At 40.6% G+C, this 17,702-nt stretch carries 16 protein-coding genes; 9 read left to right on the top strand and 7 right to left on the bottom strand.

Annotation, left to right across the window (positions count from 1 at the left end):
* The first annotated feature begins 284 nt into the window (after positions 1 to 284).
* Positions 285 to 635, top strand: coding sequence for a hypothetical protein (locus ABFX33_RS26675; protein ID WP_346089313.1), 351 nt, complete (start codon positions 285 to 287; stop codon positions 633 to 635).
* A gap of 679 nt (positions 636 to 1,314) precedes the next feature.
* Here ABFX33_RS26675 and ABFX33_RS26670 read toward each other — a convergent pair.
* The gene (locus ABFX33_RS26670; protein WP_257094454.1) at positions 1,315 to 2,487 is read right to left on the bottom strand and encodes an acyl-CoA dehydrogenase family protein; all 1,173 of its coding nucleotides are present in this window, start codon (positions 2,485 to 2,487) and stop codon (positions 1,315 to 1,317) included.
* A gap of 130 nt (positions 2,488 to 2,617) precedes the next feature.
* Between ABFX33_RS26670 and amaB the strand changes: the two genes are divergently transcribed.
* Together amaB and lat are read left to right on the top strand one after the other, a co-directional pair.
* The gene (gene amaB, locus ABFX33_RS26665) at positions 2,618 to 4,147 is read left to right on the top strand and encodes an L-piperidine-6-carboxylate dehydrogenase (protein WP_346089310.1); all 1,530 of its coding nucleotides are present in this window, start codon (positions 2,618 to 2,620) and stop codon (positions 4,145 to 4,147) included.
* A gap of 19 nt (positions 4,148 to 4,166) precedes the next feature.
* Positions 4,167 to 5,453: an L-lysine 6-transaminase gene (lat, locus tag ABFX33_RS26660; protein WP_346089308.1), complete on the top strand. Its 1,287-nt coding sequence runs from the start codon at positions 4,167 to 4,169 to the stop codon at positions 5,451 to 5,453.
* Positions 5,454 to 5,523: 70 nt separating this feature from the next.
* Here lat and ABFX33_RS26655 read toward each other — a convergent pair whose 3' ends face one another.
* The 3 genes from ABFX33_RS26655 to ABFX33_RS26645 all read right to left on the bottom strand — a co-directional run bounded on the left by ABFX33_RS26655 (position 5,524) and on the right by ABFX33_RS26645 (position 7,871).
* Complete coding sequence (locus ABFX33_RS26655; RefSeq protein ID WP_346089307.1) at positions 5,524 to 6,318, bottom strand: suppressor of fused domain protein; 795 nt, start codon at positions 6,316 to 6,318, stop codon at positions 5,524 to 5,526.
* A 47-nt stretch (positions 6,319 to 6,365) separates the two neighbouring features.
* Complete coding sequence (locus ABFX33_RS26650; protein ID WP_346089305.1) at positions 6,366 to 6,815, bottom strand: energy transducer TonB; 450 nt, start codon at positions 6,813 to 6,815, stop codon at positions 6,366 to 6,368.
* A 72-nt stretch (positions 6,816 to 6,887) separates the two neighbouring features.
* Entirely contained in the window at positions 6,888 to 7,871 is a 984-nt protein-coding gene (locus ABFX33_RS26645) for a hypothetical protein (RefSeq protein WP_120261662.1), read from the bottom strand.
* 153 nt (positions 7,872 to 8,024) lie between these two features.
* Here ABFX33_RS26645 and ABFX33_RS26640 point away from each other — a divergent pair, with 153 nt between their 5' ends.
* Genes ABFX33_RS26640 through ABFX33_RS26625 form a run of 4 tightly spaced genes read left to right on the top strand, consistent with a single transcriptional unit; the run spans position 8,025 to position 10,200 of the window.
* Positions 8,025 to 8,531 carry a GbsR/MarR family transcriptional regulator gene (locus ABFX33_RS26640; RefSeq protein ID WP_120261913.1) on the top strand — a complete coding sequence of 169 codons (507 nt, stop codon included), beginning with the start codon at positions 8,025 to 8,027 and terminating at the stop codon, positions 8,529 to 8,531.
* A 4-nt stretch (positions 8,532 to 8,535) separates the two neighbouring features.
* Entirely contained in the window at positions 8,536 to 8,898 is a 363-nt protein-coding gene (locus ABFX33_RS26635) for a hypothetical protein (protein ID WP_257094470.1), read from the top strand.
* 4 nt (positions 8,899 to 8,902) lie between these two features.
* The gene (locus tag ABFX33_RS26630) at positions 8,903 to 9,283 is read left to right on the top strand and encodes a hypothetical protein (RefSeq protein WP_120261664.1); all 381 of its coding nucleotides are present in this window, start codon (positions 8,903 to 8,905) and stop codon (positions 9,281 to 9,283) included.
* A gap of 26 nt (positions 9,284 to 9,309) precedes the next feature.
* Entirely contained in the window at positions 9,310 to 10,200 is an 891-nt protein-coding gene (locus ABFX33_RS26625; RefSeq protein WP_346089303.1) for a TIGR01777 family oxidoreductase, read from the top strand.
* A gap of 38 nt (positions 10,201 to 10,238) precedes the next feature.
* Here ABFX33_RS26625 and ABFX33_RS26620 read toward each other — a convergent pair whose 3' ends face one another.
* Together ABFX33_RS26620 and ABFX33_RS26615 are read right to left on the bottom strand one after the other, a co-directional pair.
* Positions 10,239 to 12,350, bottom strand: coding sequence for a type IA DNA topoisomerase (locus ABFX33_RS26620; RefSeq protein WP_346089302.1), 2,112 nt, complete (start codon positions 12,348 to 12,350; stop codon positions 10,239 to 10,241).
* A 170-nt stretch (positions 12,351 to 12,520) separates the two neighbouring features.
* Positions 12,521 to 13,879 (bottom strand): deoxyguanosinetriphosphate triphosphohydrolase, encoded by a 1,359-nt coding sequence (locus ABFX33_RS26615; RefSeq protein ID WP_346089300.1) that lies wholly within the window; start codon positions 13,877 to 13,879, stop codon positions 12,521 to 12,523.
* A 139-nt stretch (positions 13,880 to 14,018) separates the two neighbouring features.
* Here ABFX33_RS26615 and ABFX33_RS26610 point away from each other — a divergent pair, with 139 nt between their 5' ends.
* Complete coding sequence (locus tag ABFX33_RS26610; RefSeq protein ID WP_346089298.1) at positions 14,019 to 15,077, top strand: aldose epimerase family protein; 1,059 nt, start codon at positions 14,019 to 14,021, stop codon at positions 15,075 to 15,077.
* 113 nt (positions 15,078 to 15,190) lie between these two features.
* Here the strand turns inward: ABFX33_RS26610 and argH are convergent, their stop codons facing one another.
* Positions 15,191 to 16,522, bottom strand: coding sequence for an argininosuccinate lyase (argH, locus tag ABFX33_RS26605; RefSeq protein WP_120261669.1), 1,332 nt, complete (start codon positions 16,520 to 16,522; stop codon positions 15,191 to 15,193).
* Between the two features lie 800 nt (positions 16,523 to 17,322).
* Here argH and rbfA point away from each other — a divergent pair.
* Entirely contained in the window at positions 17,323 to 17,697 is a 375-nt protein-coding gene (gene rbfA / locus ABFX33_RS26600; protein WP_120261670.1) for a 30S ribosome-binding factor RbfA, read from the top strand.
* Positions 17,698 to 17,702 lie beyond the last annotated feature (5 nt).

Below are 17,702 nucleotides of genomic sequence, written 5' to 3'. Positions count from 1 at the left end.
TATCTTTTTTTGTTTCCCTCCGTTTCCGTTGGGACTGCAAAGGTAGAAATCTTTTTTGAACTTCCAAAAAACTTTTGAAGTTTTTTTTCTTTTTCTTTTTTCCGATTTCAGCGCTCAACTCTCGTTAAACCCTTCTTTTTTTCATGATCTCTTCTTTCGAAGTAACCGTCCCTCCCTTGCGGAGTGGTGCAAAGATAGGGAGTTTTTATAATCACTTCCAAGCCTTTTGTTCTTATTTATTTCATTTTGCCGCTAACTCGCTGTGAACTTGGCGGATTCTTTTTGTGAAACAGCATCACGGAGGGCTCCGGGGGACAAAAAAGGCTGGTTATGCGTGGGTCTGTGGTGGAAAGGGAACGGGAAAGCGCGCGCGGATAGCGCTGAAAGGCGGGAGAATGCAGTGGAAAGTCCAAGTATGCGTGGAAACGCGGCGGAAAGGGAGTGGCAAGATTGTGAAAAGGGGCGCAAAAACAGCATCCGCAGGGGCCCCCTACTACCACACCGCAGTAGGGACAGAAAGCGGATATGCACACAGCAGCGCCCCCCCTAAAAAACAGTCGCCCGGAACAGAAAAAAATCCGAGGGGACGGTCTCCAAGTCGGGATAACGGACAGGCGGCGAATAGACAGGCCTAAAAACCGCAGCAAACAAACCCCACCACCATAGAAAAACAGCCCGAAAACAGGGGAGCATCAAGGAAAGGACAAATCCAGAGTTTAGTTAGGGTTTGTTTAGGTTTAGTTTAGGTATTACTTAGGTTTTGTTTAGGTTTTATCTAAACTAAACCTAACTAAATGCTAGCCTAATCGTAGACTACTACTACGTTAATATTGGAACTATCCTTAAAAAATACCGGAAGTGATATCCCTGAAGGCAAAAGCATTCTGTTTCGGAGCCGACCGCCGGCACAGAGAATAGACCCCGGGACTCGGCTGTATCTCAGTCGGACTGCTTCGATACCTGTCTATGCTGTATTCGCGGTGAGTCCGCCTTAAGTCCACGTCTTAGCATGGAAACAGAGGTTTGCAATCCGGAATTACATCGCCCAAGTCTGCACTCAGACACCTTCAAAGCGCGATTTAGGTCTAATTCAGGGGTCGCCAAAAACCGAACCGCAGCGCCAAAAAACACAAAAAAATGCTAAACATGTGGACCAACTCGCTGGAAACGTAGTTTTTTGAAGCAAAAGCATCCAAAAAACTACGGATCAAAAAATATAAATTGAGCTGTTTACTTGGCATAAAAAGGAATATATGCCACTACGACCAATAGCTTTGAATAGTATCCCAAATAGAATTTAAGATATAAACAGAATTAAGAAGAAAATGCATTGAGCCCTGTAATATCCTGACCAGTAATCAATAAATGGATATCGTGAGTTCCTTCATATGTAATAACCGACTCAAGATTCATCATATGTCGCATAATTGGAAAATCTCCGACAATGCCCATTCCTCCCAAAATCTGCCGGGATTCACGCGCAATCTGCAAAGCCATATGCACATTATTCCGTTTGGCCATCGAAATTTGCTGTGGAGTTGCTTTCCCTTCATTCTTTAAAAGCCCCAAACGCCAAGCCAATAACTGTGCCTTCGTAATTTCTGTCAGGAATTCAGCCAATTTTTTCTGTTGCAACTGAAACCCACCAATTGGCCGGTCAAATTGTTGACGCTCCAGAGCATATTGAACAGCCGTTTCATAACAGTCGATCGCCGCTCCTATCACACCCCAAGATATTCCATATCGTGCAGAATTCAAACAAGACAGCGGCCCACGCATCGAATTTACCTCAGGCAATACATTTTCAGCGGGAATAAAGACATCATGGAAAACCAGCTCGCCAGTTTTAGAAGCTCGTAAAGACCACTTATGTAATGTTTCCGGTGTTTCAAAACCATCCATCCCACGTTCAACAATTACCCCTCGCACTTTTCCAGCCTCATCGCGTGCCCACACTACAGCAAGATCACATACTGGTGAGTTTGTAATCCACATCTTAGCACCGTTCAATAAAAAACCACCATTACTCGCTGTCAATCGTGTTTCCATCCCTCCGGGATCAGAACCGTGGTTCGGTTCGGTTAAACCAAAAGAGCCCACAAGTTCCCCGGAAGCAAGTCCTGGCAAATATTTACGGCGTTGCTCCTCGCTACCATAGGTATATATCGGATACATCACCAAAGAAGATTGCACCGAAGCCGCAGAACGAACCGCAGAATCACCGGCCTCCAGTTCCTGCATAATCAAACCATAAGAAATCTGATCTAATCCAGCGCCACCATATTCTACTGGAATATAAGGACCTAAAGCACCTATTGCACCAAGTTTGGGCATCAACCCTTCTATGGCCTGATGTGCCTGTGCTGCATCTTCTATGACTGGTTTTATCTCTGACCGAACAAAATCCCGGACAGCGCGACGGACAAGCTTGTGCTCCTCCGATAAAAGGTCATCCACTTGAAAATAATCAACATTTATTTGTTTCATAATCGTATAGTCTACATTAGCTTCTCTAAGATAATAAAATATTTTCAAACTGAACAATATTCATACATAACTTGTTTAACAGAATTTTATTCCCTATATTTAACATATTCCACGAATAAAATAAACCATTATGATAAAAAAAGAACTTAAAATACTCGGCATAACATCCCAGAATTTAGGCTCGTCAACAGGCCAAAAGTGGTTTTCTGGTGGTGAGGTATTCGAATCTCTATCTCCTGTAGATGGAAAACTCATTGCAAAAGTATCAGGTAGCAGCCAGAAGGATTATGAGGCAGTCATCGGTGAAGCCCAAAACGCGTTCAAAGCGTGGCGACTTATCCCCGCTCCCAAGAGAGGAGACATTATCCGTCAACTAGGCGATAAATTACGAGAATTGAAACCGACACTCGGAAAATTAGTATCCTATGAGATGGGGAAATCCTATCAAGAAGGTATGGGGGAAGTACAAGAAATGATTGACATCTGTGACTTCGCGCTGGGGCTATCCCGACAACTCTATGGCAATACCATTCATTCTGAACGTCCCGGCCATCGCATGTATGACCAATATCATCCTTTGGGTGTGGTTGGTATTATTACCGCCTTCAATTTCCCTGTAGCCGTGTGGGCATGGAATACAGCCATCGCTTTGGTTTGCGGAAACACAGTCGTATGGAAACCCAGTGAGAAAACGCCACTATGTGCCATTGCCTGCCAAAAACTATTAGCAGAAATCCTCCATAACAATGGATTACCTGAAGGCATCTCCAACTTGGTCATGGGCGACAAAGAAGTCGGTGAATGGCTTGCTGCAGACAACCGCATCTCCTTGGTGTCGGCAACAGGATCAACACGGATGGGAAAAGAAGTTGCTGTTACCGTCGCACAACGGCTGGGTAAAACGCTACTGGAACTTGGTGGCAACAATGCGATTATTGTTACCCCAGATGCGGACCTCAATATGACAATCATCGGTGCCGTATTTGGAGCCGTAGGGACAGCAGGACAACGCTGCACCAGCACACGACGACTGATTATCCATGAGAGTATCTACGACAAAGTCAAGAAACAACTGACAAAAGCCTATGGTCAATTAAAAATTGGCGACCCTTTGGATACAAAAAATCATGTAGGACCATTGATTGATAAAGCCGCCGTAAAATCATACTTAAACGCACTAGACAAAATTAAAACACAAGGGGGGAAACTTCTTATTAAAGGAAAAGTACTAGAAGGCAAAGGTTACGAAAGTGGTTGCTATGTACAGCCCGTTATCGCCGAAGTCGAAAATCATTATGAGATCGTACAACACGAAACTTTCGCTCCCATTCTATATTTAATAAAGTATCAAGGCGACATCGACAATGCTATCGCCTTGCAAAATGGTGTCAGCCAAGGCCTGTCCTCAGCTGTGATGACAAACAATCTGAGAGAAGCCGAACTATTTCTCAGCGCCGCCGGATCGGATTGTGGCATAGCAAACGTCAATATCGGTACCTCAGGTGCAGAAATCGGAGGGGCCTTTGGCGGAGAAAAAGATACCGGAGGTGGTAGAGAATCTGGTTCGGATGCATGGAAAGCATATATGCGTCGCCAGACAAATACCATTAATTACACAACAGACTTACCATTGGCACAAGGTATAAAATTTGATTTATAAACCACTCAGATTCTAAATTATGAGCAACGTACATGAAAGACTAAGTAAACATATATTGGCAGACGGGTTTCCACTGGTCATGGATATGGAAAAATCACATGGCTCTTATGTTGTCGATGAAAATGGGGACGAATACCTGGATATGTTTAGCATGTTTGCCTCTATGACTGTTGGCTATAACCATCCCCATCTGGTTAAGCATCGTGAGTTTCTGGGCAAAATGGCAGTCAACAAGCCTGCTATATCGGATATCTACCCCAAAGAATTCGCAGATTTTGTGGATACCTTCGACCGTGTGGCAATACCAAAAGAACTCCCCTATGCATTTTTTATTTCCGGTGGAGCACTGGCCGTGGAAAACGCACTGAAAGCAGCCTTTGATTGGAAAACTAGACTTAATTTCGCTCAGGGCATACAAAAAGAAGCGGGTCAGGTCATCCATTTTAAACAGGCTTTTCATGGTAGATCGGGCTATACGCTCTCCTTAACAAATACGCAGGATCCCCGAAAGTACATGTATTTTCCAAAGTTCAATTGGCCACGTATTGTAAATCCCAAATTAACGTATCCATTAACGCCAGAAAATATCAGCCAAACAATAAGCGTAGAGGAGAAGGCAATCGCAGAGATCAACCAGGCCATCCACGACAATCCCAACGATATTGCCTGCATTATCATTGAACCAATACAGGGCGAGGGTGGAGACAATCATTTTCGGAAAGAATTTTTCCAGCAACTGCGTCAGATCTGCGACAAGAATGAAATTCTCCTGATTTTCGATGAAGTACAAACAGGGCTGGGTATTACCGGAAAAATGTGGGCTTATCAACATTATGATATTATACCGGATGTACTTGCTTTTGGTAAGAAAGCCCAGGTTTGTGGCATATTAGCGAGCAAGGAAAAATTTGATCAAGTGGAACATCATGTGTTCAAAGAATCCAGTCGGATCAACTCCACCTTTGGGGGAGATTTTATAGACATGCTCCGCTTCAAACTAATTCTTGAAGTGATCGAACAGGAAAATCTCTTGGCGAATGCTGCTGAAAAAGGAGCTTATCTTAAGAGTAAACTACAGGAAGCTATGAAAGATAGGCCGCAACTCAGTAACTTAAGGGGGGAAGGATTATTTGTAGCGCTGGATTTTGATTCTGCAGATTCCCGTAACGAATTTATCAAAAGGGCTTATGCCAATAAATTGATCATGCTGGGCTGTGGTGAAAAAAGTATACGATTCAGACCGCATCTTAATATCAGCAAGGAAGATATTGACAAAACGATCATGATCATCGAAAACAGTCTATAAAAAAATGCAGTACTATCGGTGACTAATCCACAAATAGTACTGCATTTTTGAACAATATAGACCAAGGTCATTATTTTCTACAAACATTTGGACGATCTATGTCCACAAGTTCTGATATTCCATATTCATCAAAAAGATCCAATAGGGCATCTGTTCCTTCTTCTAGTTTGAAATCCATCTCTTCCTTATAAACTGGAATCATTGCATAGAAATTAATGATATTACCATCTTTTGTTTGAAGTTCTAAAAATTCCTCATCAAAGCTCAACATTGGAGGCAATAAGAGCATACAGCCAAAACCGGTATTTGCTATTTCTTCGGCCTCCATCCCATTAGGAATAGTATGACCATAGCCTAACCATGTTTTATACTCATGTGGAAAACGCGCTAACCTTTTCAAAAAGTAAACTGGCCAGTAGTTGTTATCATCCTTAAACTCTTCATCTCCTATTTTCCAATCAGCAGGTAGAACAACCATTAACTCGGCACGCTCATAGGCTTCCTTATCGTCTATTTCCTCTGGAACGTTCATGGGAAGGTCGCTCATACCAGAAGTTACCAGGATATTGTATGGATAGTCCGCACTAGGCTTGATCCAGTGTACATCAATATGCACCAATTCGGATATAATTTCGTGAAATACCAGATCTGGTTCAGCGATATATTTTGTCAAATGCTCTTCTATCTCTTCAAGATACACACATTGTACTTCAGGGAATAGATCTTTCGGATCTTTTTCCTCAGGCTGATTTTCATAACGATATATGGTCGAACCGCCGGCGGTAATTTCAACATCTTTCTTTTCAGTGGAAGATTCGTCCTCTCCCCCGCTCATGATTTTTTTGACTTTATCCCAAAATGACATATGAAGTGAATAAATGGTTAATTTCCTAAATTACATTTGCATTTCAATTATTCAATAACAGCAACTACTGGCTGCCGAAATTTTGTTTTGACAGGCTTTCCCTTGACTAAAGCTGGCATCCACTGTGGTGATTTCCGCATTGCCGCCAATACGGCTTTCGCAAATTCGGGGCTTACCTTCTCCCGATTCTCAATTTCAATATTACAAATAGCCCCATCCTCACAAACGATAAAATTAAGAATCGCAGTCTGTTTGGAGCCATATTTTGCATACGCAACACTATCCATAGCTCCGACAGTTCGTGTCAAATCGAGATTATTCTGTAAAAATCTGGACCAGGCCACCACCCCGCCCTTAAAATAAGGAAAATCATCTACCTTTTGGGCTAGACTATCAGCAGGTATGTTACGAACAGCAGCAGTCTGCGCCCGTGAAGTCAAACAAACGATAAAAAGCAGAACTGTTGAAACAGTAATTTTAAATTTTGGTGAATACATACCTGATCCTATCCATAATCATACCATTTTAACGCGTATTTGGAGCAACTTATTACTTTATTTTCTTCAGATTCAATTTATAGGCATATCAACATCCGTGATAAAAGCTCCTTGATCATCCAGTAAAAAGCTAATTGGTTGTTCTGGATTTTTAATAATTTCGAACAAGGTCAAACCCCAAGGTTTCCAGAAATTTTCCAGTACCTGACCGTAGGTCTTATTCTGCCAATGATCGAATATAGGCTTCATAGACATATCCGCTAACGGCATAGGTTCAACATATACTTTCTGAGGAGTATTTAAATAGGTGTAATCCGGCAGGCGGTTAAAAAGGTAAGCAGAGTAGAAATAGCGCGCACACAACTCTTCAAACTGTATGGGGTGAAGCTTTTTCCCTGCAATTGTCTTCAATATGTCTTCATGATAGATATTGTTTGTTGCATTATCCTGAAGGCAGGCAATAACCGCAAAATCTTTCATTCGAATAGAAAAAATCAAGGTATTTATTTCATCGCGATACATAAAAGTATCAGGCGCATTTTCTACTGGTACTACAACAAGGGAAAATGGAAAAGTATTTTCAAATTCCATCGGAACGACCAACGACTGCAACATGGCGTGCAAGTTAGTAAAACGCTGTGCCAGCGCCTGCGAAAAGTTCATATCCTCACCTGAGGCTTTCTGTTGGCGGATTCCAGCAAGAATTTCGTTATAGACAACGCCATAGATAATTTTTGTCATCCATTGAAAAAGTAGCAAAGGATCTAATTGGCTGACCGCTTCGTAGCCCTGCTCAAATGATTGCTCAACGGCGCGCTCCATCTGCTCTATTGCTTCAGCTGTATCAATCGAACATGGAAGCTTGAGTGACTTATAAGTCACTAGATTCTCATCCAACATTTTGAAAGGCTTATCTTCCAATTGAAAAGATTTCATCATCCAAACAGGAAAGACCTGGATGCTCTCCTCCTCAGACTGAAGTTTATTGCCTGTTAAAAAACAAATAGCTGGATCAAACTGAAATTGTTTGAATGGATTATACAAAGTTGTTGCCATAATGCCAGCAAAGTTAATACAAATCAAAAAGGACACAAGAAAAGGAAAACCTTATTACGATATGGTGACTTGTTTATTGAATTTATTTTATTTTCAGAAATTTTTGAAAATTCAAAAACTATATATAAATTTGAGTAAGAAATAAAAATGAAGATGGAATTACAAGAAGCAAAACAGCAATTTATAGATACTTGGGGAGCGTTGGGTTCCGAATGGGGGATCAACAAATCCGTTGCTCAGGTACATGCATTACTCCTTTCTGCGAGCAATCCTATGTCTACAGACGAAATCATGGAGAAGCTGGTTATCTCCAGAGGTAATGCCAACATGAGTATCCGTCAATTGGTCGATTATGGTATTGTTTACAAAAAACATATTGCAGGAGACCGAAAGGAATATTTCGTTGCGGAGAAAGACGTATTAAAATGGGCGATGAAAATTGCTGTTATGCGCAAGCAAAAAGAACTTGATCCTGTCATGGATATTCTCAGAGAAATCAGCAAAAATACCGAGAAAGATAAAACGCCAGAAGGCAAGGAGTTTCATAAGACGGTAAAAGATATCCAGGTATTAACGGATCAACTCGAAACCATCGCAAACAAACTATTCAATACCAGCGGCGGGGATCTGTTACTAAAATTGATCAAACTAATGATGTAATCTTATGAACTTTAATATCCTTGCTTACGCGATATATGGCTTGCTAACCTGCTACATTATCCTTTGGGTAGGTCGCTTGTTTCACAAAAATGGTCGGATTTTTATTCTTTCGTTGTTTAAGAACAACGTTGCTCTAACTGACACGACAAACAATCTATTGCTTATGGGATATTATTTGCTCAATATTGGCTATGCCGTCATTCAATTCAGTTACTGGAAACAAATCCAAACATTTGAGGATCTGATCAGCAGTATTGCATTAAAAACAGGAACATTATTATTTGTACTTGTCTGCATGCACTACTTTAATATGCTTGGCATCTATTTCTTCGCTAAAAAGACAAATTCATTCACTATTAAATCATAATATCATGGGAAATTTAACAGTTATCGGGTATTTTATTTATCTACCCATTGCAATTGCACTGACCTATTATGTTGCGTATGTGCTTTTCAAAAATAGTATCGTGTACATGAATGATATTTTTGCGGGGCGACCGGAAGTCGCCAATGCGACAAACAATCTTTTCCGGATTGGTTTCTACCTCATGAACCTGGGATTTGCTTTGTATATCCTTGAGATCAGCTTATATGAACCGAGTGTACAGGAACTCATTGAGCGGCTCAGTTATAAAATCGGTGGATTCAGCATTTATTTAGGTGTCATGCTTTTTCTGAATATGTTCCTATTCTTCCGGGGCAAAAGAATCGCAAAACAAAGAAGAAATATGCCAGCAACAATTAACGAGTAAAACAGATCTCTAAAAATGGTATTATCATGCCTAAAATAGTTATTGCAGGTGGAACAGGTTTTGTCGGACAATATCTTTCCAAAAGATTCCAAAAAATGGGATATCAGGTGATCCTCGTTGGCAGACAGCAAGGAAATATACCCTGGACCGATACGGATGGTATTTCAGCCGCACTTGAACATGCTGAAATGTTGATCAACCTCGCGGGCAAGTCCGTCAATTGTCGCTACAATGCCAGCAACAAAGCACAAATATTTTCTTCAAGAACAGAGACGACAAGTATTTTAGGTAAGGCAATTGAAAATTGCAGCCATCCTCCTATTCTTTGGTTAAATGCAAGCACCGCAACCATCTACCGTCATGCAGTCGATCGACCAATGACTGAAAGTAGCGGTGAGATCGGAACGGGATTTTCTGTCGAGGTCGCAAAGAAATGGGAGAAGACATTTTTCGATTTCCACTTACCCCATACCAGACAGGTGGCTCTTCGGATGGCTATTGTCCTAGGCGCTGATGGTGGTGTTATACAACCTTTTAAAAATCTTGTTCGCTTCGGTTTAGGTGGAATACAAGGTAACGGTGATCAATATTTTAGCTGGATACATATTGAAGATCTATTCCAGATTATCTTATTTATACAAAAACATCATGAAATAGATGGCATCATAAATTGTGCTGCCCCCAATCCGATTACGAATAAAACCTTTATGGGGACTTTTCGAAGCGTCATGCATCGAAAAATTGGTCTCCCTTCACCGAAATGGTTGTTGGAAATAGGTGCTTTGTTGATCGGGACGGAAACTGAACTTTTATTGAAAAGTCGTTGGGTAATACCAGAAAGATTAACGGAACTTGGTTTTACATTTCAATTTCCAACGATTGGAAAGGCTTTAGACGATATTCTAATCCTGAAATAAACAGCTACGATGTTAGCAACAACGTGGGATAGGCCGACCTATCCCACGTTAACTTTAAAGTTTTCGAATACCAGTGGAGCATTTACAATAACGCCCTCACTGTTTTTAACACCTTTAAACTCTGAGGTCTTCCCTTTTTCCAAAAGATTCTTCATCTCTTTTTCTTCCAGAAAAATACCGTTCAATGTTCGCCAGATCTTAAAATCACAACCGCGGGCATAGTGATCACATTGTGCCACCCGATCATAGAGAAGAATTAAGCCTTTCTCACATTTAGGGCATTTGATTTTCCCCTTTTGTTGTGGTTTGACTTCCTCTTGCGCCAATGAAATTCGCAGTGTCAATAATTCTTTGGTAATTTTCGCCGTGTAGTCCTTTATATGTTTCATAAAAACATCATAAGAAACCTTATTGGCCCGCATTTCCTCCAGCTTTTGCTCCCATTTTCCAGTCAATGTTACCTTCGCAATCGAACGATCTTTGACTAGGTTATACACAGCCAGTCCTTTTTCAGTCGGAATCAGTTTTTTCTTATCCCGTTTGATATAGTCGCGCTGAAATAGTGTCTCTATCGTGGCCGCACGGGTAGCTGGTGTTCCCAAACCGCAGTCTTTCATCGCCTGACGCATTTCATCGTCTTCAATTTCTTTACCGGATGTTTCCATCGCTTTTAGGAGGGAGGCTTCGGTATGGATCGGACGTGCTTTGGTAAAACGCTCCGCAAGTTCCAACGTCAATATTTGCAGTAATTCCTCAGCCAGTAATTTAGGTAACTGCGCATTCTCATTGTCTTGGTCATCGTTGTTCTTATCTTCATCTGGGGCTTCGATCTGCTCGGCAGAAAGACGCCAGCCGTATTGTTTGATGACCGTCCCTTTTGCGATCAGCTCGACACCTTGCGCATCTATCATAACTGTGGTGATATCCTTGATACAGACTTCCGAGAAACTCTCGACCATACGCTTAGCAATCATGTTGTAAATATTTTGCTGTTCTTTCAACATGTGGCCTGGCTTCTCATCAGTAACCAACAACGCATGGTGATCGGTTACCTTTTTATCATCGACAGAACGCTTATTTAACTTTGCCCCGATTAAATTCTTGGCAATAGATGCAATAGATTCCTCTGCATGATCCGAGAGATGCTGAAAAAGTGCTTCTATCTGTTCGAAAACATCCTCGCCGATGTAACGGGATCCTGTACGGGGATAGGTAATAACCTTTTTCTCATAAAGCGTCTGCGCAATACTCAGGGTTTGGTCGGCTGAGTAGCCATATTTTTTGTTCGCATCCTGTTGCAGGGAGGTTAAGTCAAACAATAAAGGGGGTTGTTCCTTTGTCTCTTTGGCTTCTACTTTCGCAACACGCGCATTTGTCCCAACAGTCAATCGGGCGATTGTCTGTTCGGCAACATCTTTTTTATCTATTTTATTTGAAGTAGCTTTAAAGCTTATATTATCTTTCTCAAAGCCTGCCTGGATTTTATAAAATGCCTGCGGCTTAAAATCTTTATTTTCGAGGTATCGCGAGCAGATCATCGCCAAAGTAGGCGTCTGTACCCTTCCCAAAGACAGAAGACCTTTGTTGCCTGCAGCCAAAGTGATTGCCTGTGTGGCATTGATCCCGATCAACCAATCCGATTCTGATCGCGATCGGGCAGACATGTATAAACTATCGTATTCAGTACCCTCTTTTAAATTTGCGAAACCTTCTTTAATGGCCTTATCCGTCTGACTTGAAATCCAAAGCCGTTTAAATGGCACCTTTGAACCCAAGAAGTAGTAGATATTACGAAAGATAAGCTCCCCTTCCCTTCCGGCATCCGTCGCTACAATAATTTCTTCTGCCTGTTCTAATAGTGACTTTATCGTATTGAGCTGTTTGACCGCCCCGGTATCATCCATCTGCTTTCCATCCCGTTTGACTTTCTTCGATTCCAGTTTAAAATTTGCAGGTATGATGGGAAGATTGGAAATCGTCCAGCTATTATAACCGTAAGCCTGAGGTGTACACAATTGAACCAAATGACCAAAAGCATAGGTAAAAGCATAGCCATTTCCGGCGATATAGCCATCTTTGACTTCCTTCGCTCCCATCACACGGGCCAGATCACGAGCCACGGAGGGCTTTTCAGCTATTACAACCTTCATTTTAGCGTATTGAAATTTGAATATTGAGATTTGAGACGCTACCTATACAAGCCTATGGCTTATCAAGCATTTTCATTTTTACTTTTGACAAGACAACTTACAAAAGTAAGCATGATCTTAACAAATCGATAACCAGGATCACTAGTTAACAAACTAAATTGTTCGCAAACCTATTCGATACTCGGAATTGTTATTCCTTTAATCTTACGATAGAGTTCGATGGCATATACATCGGTCATTCCAGAAACAAAATCCAGCACACAACGGATTTTGGAATAGGAGTCCTGTTTGTCTGTATAAAACTGCTCCGGAATCAAAGCAACTAATTTCTTGTCGTAATTATTTTTATTCTTTTTGAGGTATGCTGGTACAAACTCTTTCAACAGGGCATCCATAACACGGTAGCCTGCAATCTCAATCTGGACTACCGTTGGCGCATTATAGATCTTCGCTATAGAAATTTTCGAGATCTTGTTCATTTGCTTTACAATACTGTCATCCAGTGCATCCATCAATGCGGATGAAAAAGTTCCCGATAAAAACTGTTCTTGCTCACGAACAAATACATCGACACAACCTTTGATCAGGGTGTTAATTGCCTTAGCCCGTAAAAGCGCCACACGACTCGGTGTATCAAGCAAACCGTCCAATCGGTCACGGAGATTTTCGGAACCACATAATGGCAACAAAAGTTCTTCTACTTCTTGGTAGGATAATATTTTTAAATGATGCGCATCTTCCAGATCAATGATATTATAACAGATATCGTCGGCCGCTTCGACAAGATACACCAAGGGATGTCTCAAATAACCCTTGGGATTGGAAGGATCTCTTAGTAGCCCTAACTCGTCCGCAATTTTCTCAAAAGCTTTTTGCTCCTCTGTAAAAAAACCATATTTTTTGCGATGATGGCTTTTTTTGACATGCCCATCAATAGCTAAACAAGGATATTTCACAATAGATGCCAATGAGGTATAGGTCAAAGCAAATCCTTTTGGATCTTTTCCCTGAAAAGCGTGAGTCAAAATCCGCAGGGCATTGGCATTACCTTCGAAATGAGTCAGATCTGCCCATTCTTCGGCTGTTACCTGTTCCTGATATTTCCGTCCGTCTCCATCGGTGAAGTAGGTAGATATCGCAGACTCCCCTGAGTGTCCAAATGCAGGGTTCCCCAAATCATGAGAGAGACAAGCCGCTGAGATAATATTTCCAACCTCTTGTAGGAACGGATATTCGGTATCTATATTTGGGTTTTCTTCCTTTACCTGTGCATAGAACATACGGCCGAGTGAACGACCTACACTCGCTACTTCCAAGCTATGTGTCAGCCTATTGTGTACAAACACGGCCCCTGGAAGCGGAAAAACCTGAGTTTTATTCTGTAATCTTCGAAATGGGGAAGAAAAAATCAACCGATCATAATCCCGTTGAAATTCCGATCGAGCCACAAGGTAGCTATCAGCTGTTCTATCTTCATACCCCCAGCGTTTTGCAGAAAGCAAATCTTTCCAGTTCATTTTTTCAGACATAGCGCAAATATACCATTTCTCCAATAATTGGTTTGAACCAAATCTCAAAATGACAAATTTTACAGGCAGCTGTTACCGAGGTCATTTTTATACAGGTTATATTCTGTATCTTTAACTTTCAATACCAATAGGAACAATCATGACTAAATATCAATCACTTATTCCAAAATATTTTGAAGGCATTATAGAGGAAAAAAACACCCATTTACTTTTGTTAAAAAATGAGGGTGGTATGCAGGTGCTCTTAACGGATTATGGCGCGCGCATTGTCAGTATCTTAGTCCCCGACAACAAAGGTAATCTGGTTGATGTAGCCCTAGGCTTTGATTCAATACAGGGCTACCTGGAATCAGACGAAAAATACCATGGCTGTACTGCTGGCCGTTTTGCAAACCGTATTGCAAATGGCAAATTTGAAATTAATGGGAATCAGTATACACTTCCTCAAAATAATGGGATCAATTGTTTGCATGGCGGTATCTCAGGCTTCCACGATAAAGTTTGGGATCGCAGAGTCACCTACCAATCCCATGTAGAATTTTACTATGTTTCCAAAGATGGTGAAGAAGGCTTCCCTGGGAATATAAAAGTAATGGTTTCTTATACACTAACCAGAAACAACGAAATCGTCATCAAATACCACGCGCAATCAGATGCTGACACACATGTTAATTTAACAAATCACACTTATTTCAATCTTGATGGGGAAGGAAGTGGAGATGTATTGCAACAGGTGCTTCAAATAAATTCAGATGAGGTGCTATTTGTTGATGAAAATCAAATACCCAACGCGATCGTACCCGTTGAAGGCACTCCTTTTGACTTTAGAACCCCAAAAAAGATTGCGCAGGATATCACAGAAAATGATGAGCAGCTCATCTCGGCCAAAGGCTACGATCATTGTTATGTCAATAATAAACCAATCTCGCAGCCCTGTGCAACGGTCTATTCAAAAAACACAGGAATACAGCTAGATGTATTCACTACCGAGCCAGGCGTGCAACTTTATACAGGGAATTGGATGACAGGAAACGACATCGGTAAAAGAGGAAATAAATATTTACCCTATGCGGGATTTTGTCTGGAAACACAACATTTCCCCGACAGCCCCAATCAAGGGGAATTTCCTTCAACCTTGTTAAAAGCCGGAGCGCAATTTGATTCAGAAACGCACTTCAAGTTTTCAATAAAGAAATAACAAGAAAGGGTCAAATTCTTAAAGAATTTGACCCTTTCTCCTTGTATTTAGGAGCGTATTCCACTCAGCAAACATGTATCAATTTCATTCGTATACTCAAGGACACAACGCCCCTATTTCACCAATTCTTCTAGGGCCTTTTCTACTTTTTCGAATTCGAAAGTCGCTTTCACCTGCTGAAACATGCGCTGAATCTGATCATTACATAGATTCCCGATACTACCTTCATGTGTATGATTTACTTCTTTCGATGGTTTGAAACGTCCCTCATCAATATCAATACCAATAGTCCGATACGCTTCGCGGAAAGGCACACCTTTGAGCACCTCATTGTTTACAACCTCTACCGAGAATAGATAATCGTATTTGGGATCATCAAGAATATTGTCTTTTACAGAAATATTTGCCAACATAAACGTAGCTATTTCAAGACATTCATTAAGTGACTTAAATGCTGGGAATAGATTTTCTTTCAACAGCTGGAGATCCCTGTGATAACCTGAAGGAAGGTTCGTTGTCATCAAAGCGATTTCATTCGGTAAGGCCTGAATTTTATTACAACGGGACCTAATCAGCTCAAATACATCAGGGTTCTTTTTATGTGGCATTATACTGGACCCCGTTGTCAAATGTGCCGGAAAGGATATAAAACCAAAATTTTGATTGATATATAAGCAGACATCCATCGCAAATTTAGCTAGGGTTGCTGCAATAGAACTCATCCCCTGTGCCAGAATACGCTCGGTCTTTCCTCTCCCCATCTGTGCATAAACCACATTATAATTCAAATCTTCAAAGCCCAATAACTGAGTTGTCATCGTTCTATTTAGTGGAAAAGATGAACCATAGCCAGCGGCAGATCCCAGTGGGTTCTTATTACAGACCTTCCAGGCCGCTTTCATCATTTCGAGGTCATCCACTAAACTTTCTGCATAGGCGCCAAACCACAAACCAAAGGATGAAGGCATCGCAATTTGAAGATGTGTATACCCCGGAATCAAAATATGCTTATAACGCTCACTAAGCTGAATCAATTCATTGAAAAAAGACTCTGTATTCTGAATAATATTTTGGATTTCGGAACGGAAGTATAATTTCAGATCTACGAGTACCTGATCATTGCGGGATCGACCCGAATGAATTTTCTTTCCCGCTTCACCAATACGCTGTGTAAGTAACATTTCAACCTGTGAATGTACATCTTCTACAGAATCTTCAATCTGAAAATCTCCAGCTAAAATTTCTTTATAGATATTTTTCAATTCCTGCTGTACCACAACCAGATCTTCATCTGTCATGAGGTTGATACTATTTAACATACGTGTATGTGCCAAAGAGCCCAATACATCCGCTGCTGCAAGTTGTAGGTCCATTACACGGTCATTACCTACAGTAAATGATTCCACAAATGAATCAACATCTATATTTTTTTGCCAGATTTTCATTAATATATTTTGTTTTATGATAACGAAATTATGATGAGCCAATTATTCATTTCGGTTTAGCTGCTGATCATAGCCCATAATAATTTCCTCAGAATATTTATTTGTATGTCATTACATCCCCGCGTTAAAGACATTTATATGCCTTACAGCGATATTTTCTTCTATCCATCACCCGATCATATGCTATATCCGATTTGTTTTTTGCGTATGAAACAATCATAAGGATCATTATACTATCTGCTGTTCTAAACGATCGATTTGATTACGGATATGTATATATATTATTAACTTGACAAAAATACCAATTGCAAATGGTTATATCAATGCCAAGCTGTTTTAGGTTCAACATTATTCATGGAAAGGGTAAAAAGTAGAATTTTTGACGTAGGAAAAACCCTGTTACAAAAAAAAAACAAATGTTAAAAGTTTGTTAAATGGCGATAAACACATTTTATAAGTAACCACTCACTTTATTTTTAAAACTTATTTTGTCAGTTTTTTAAGTATTCCTATGTTTGTAGTGTAAGGGAGATGAAAAAATAAAAGCCGGTAAGGTTAGTAAATACTTACCACTTTAAATACACCGAATTTTAGAACCAAATATGATAGACCCCAACGTCTTAAAACTTGCAAGAAATTACCTAACCAATTGTGAATCGAAATTTAAAGGCACGTCAAACCAAGATGTGCCTTTTTTCTTATTCATACCACTGGAGTTAGTCAACATGTAGCATATATTCTTGCCTAAAATACTTATCTTTGTGTATCATATTGAGAATATTCAACATAAAACGTATACGATGGGAACAGAAAGCAAGAGACAGCAACGTTTTGCTGGGGTCATTCAACAGGATTTAGCAGCATTATTTCAACGCGATGGCAAGGCATGGGCTCCAGGGGCATTCATTACGGTTACACGTGTTCGAGTTACTCCTGATCTAGCTATCGCACGTGTTTATTTAAGCTTTCTAAACACAAAGACTGCACAGGAAGATATTAAAGCTATCCGTACCAAAACATCTGAGATACGCTATAAGTTGGGATCAAAAATTAAAAACCAGGTAAAAATTGTCCCTCAATTGGACTTTTTCCTTGATGACACCAATGAGTATGTGGAGCACATGGACAAATTATTTGAAGAAATAAGTAAAGAGCCACGCCAACCAGAAGAATAATGTAC

Origin of the sequence: Sphingobacterium ginsenosidimutans (assembly GCF_039536865.1) — a bacterium.
In the GTDB taxonomy this organism is placed as follows: Bacteria; Bacteroidota; Bacteroidia; order Sphingobacteriales; family Sphingobacteriaceae; genus Sphingobacterium; species Sphingobacterium detergens.
Note: the sequence above shows the minus strand (reverse complement) of the source record. Positions and strands in the feature narration are given on the sequence as shown.

What these genes read in the sequence shown, in the direction of transcription:
- ABFX33_RS26670 (WP_257094454.1), bottom strand. Translation starts at nt 2,487, where the DNA reads ATGAAACAAATAAATGTTGATTATTTTCAAGTGGATGACCTTTTATCG.
- amaB (WP_346089310.1), top strand. Translation starts at nt 2,618, where the DNA reads ATGATAAAAAAAGAACTTAAAATACTCGGCATAACATCCCAGAATTTA.
- lat (WP_346089308.1), top strand. Translation starts at nt 4,167, where the DNA reads ATGAGCAACGTACATGAAAGACTAAGTAAACATATATTGGCAGACGGG.
- ABFX33_RS26655 (WP_346089307.1), bottom strand. Translation starts at nt 6,318, where the DNA reads ATGTCATTTTGGGATAAAGTCAAAAAAATCATGAGCGGGGGAGAGGAC.
- ABFX33_RS26650 (WP_346089305.1), bottom strand. Translation starts at nt 6,815, where the DNA reads ATGTATTCACCAAAATTTAAAATTACTGTTTCAACAGTTCTGCTTTTT.
- ABFX33_RS26645 (WP_120261662.1), bottom strand. Translation starts at nt 7,871, where the DNA reads ATGGCAACAACTTTGTATAATCCATTCAAACAATTTCAGTTTGATCCA.
- ABFX33_RS26640 (WP_120261913.1), top strand. Translation starts at nt 8,025, where the DNA reads ATGGAATTACAAGAAGCAAAACAGCAATTTATAGATACTTGGGGAGCG.
- ABFX33_RS26635 (WP_257094470.1), top strand. Translation starts at nt 8,536, where the DNA reads ATGAACTTTAATATCCTTGCTTACGCGATATATGGCTTGCTAACCTGC.
- ABFX33_RS26630 (WP_120261664.1), top strand. Translation starts at nt 8,903, where the DNA reads ATGGGAAATTTAACAGTTATCGGGTATTTTATTTATCTACCCATTGCA.
- ABFX33_RS26625 (WP_346089303.1), top strand. Translation starts at nt 9,310, where the DNA reads ATGCCTAAAATAGTTATTGCAGGTGGAACAGGTTTTGTCGGACAATAT.
- ABFX33_RS26620 (WP_346089302.1), bottom strand. Translation starts at nt 12,350, where the DNA reads ATGAAGGTTGTAATAGCTGAAAAGCCCTCCGTGGCTCGTGATCTGGCC.
- ABFX33_RS26615 (WP_346089300.1), bottom strand. Translation starts at nt 13,879, where the DNA reads ATGTCTGAAAAAATGAACTGGAAAGATTTGCTTTCTGCAAAACGCTGG.
- ABFX33_RS26610 (WP_346089298.1), top strand. Translation starts at nt 14,019, where the DNA reads ATGACTAAATATCAATCACTTATTCCAAAATATTTTGAAGGCATTATA.
- argH (WP_120261669.1), bottom strand. Translation starts at nt 16,522, where the DNA reads ATGAAAATCTGGCAAAAAAATATAGATGTTGATTCATTTGTGGAATCA.
- rbfA (WP_120261670.1), top strand. Translation starts at nt 17,323, where the DNA reads ATGGGAACAGAAAGCAAGAGACAGCAACGTTTTGCTGGGGTCATTCAA.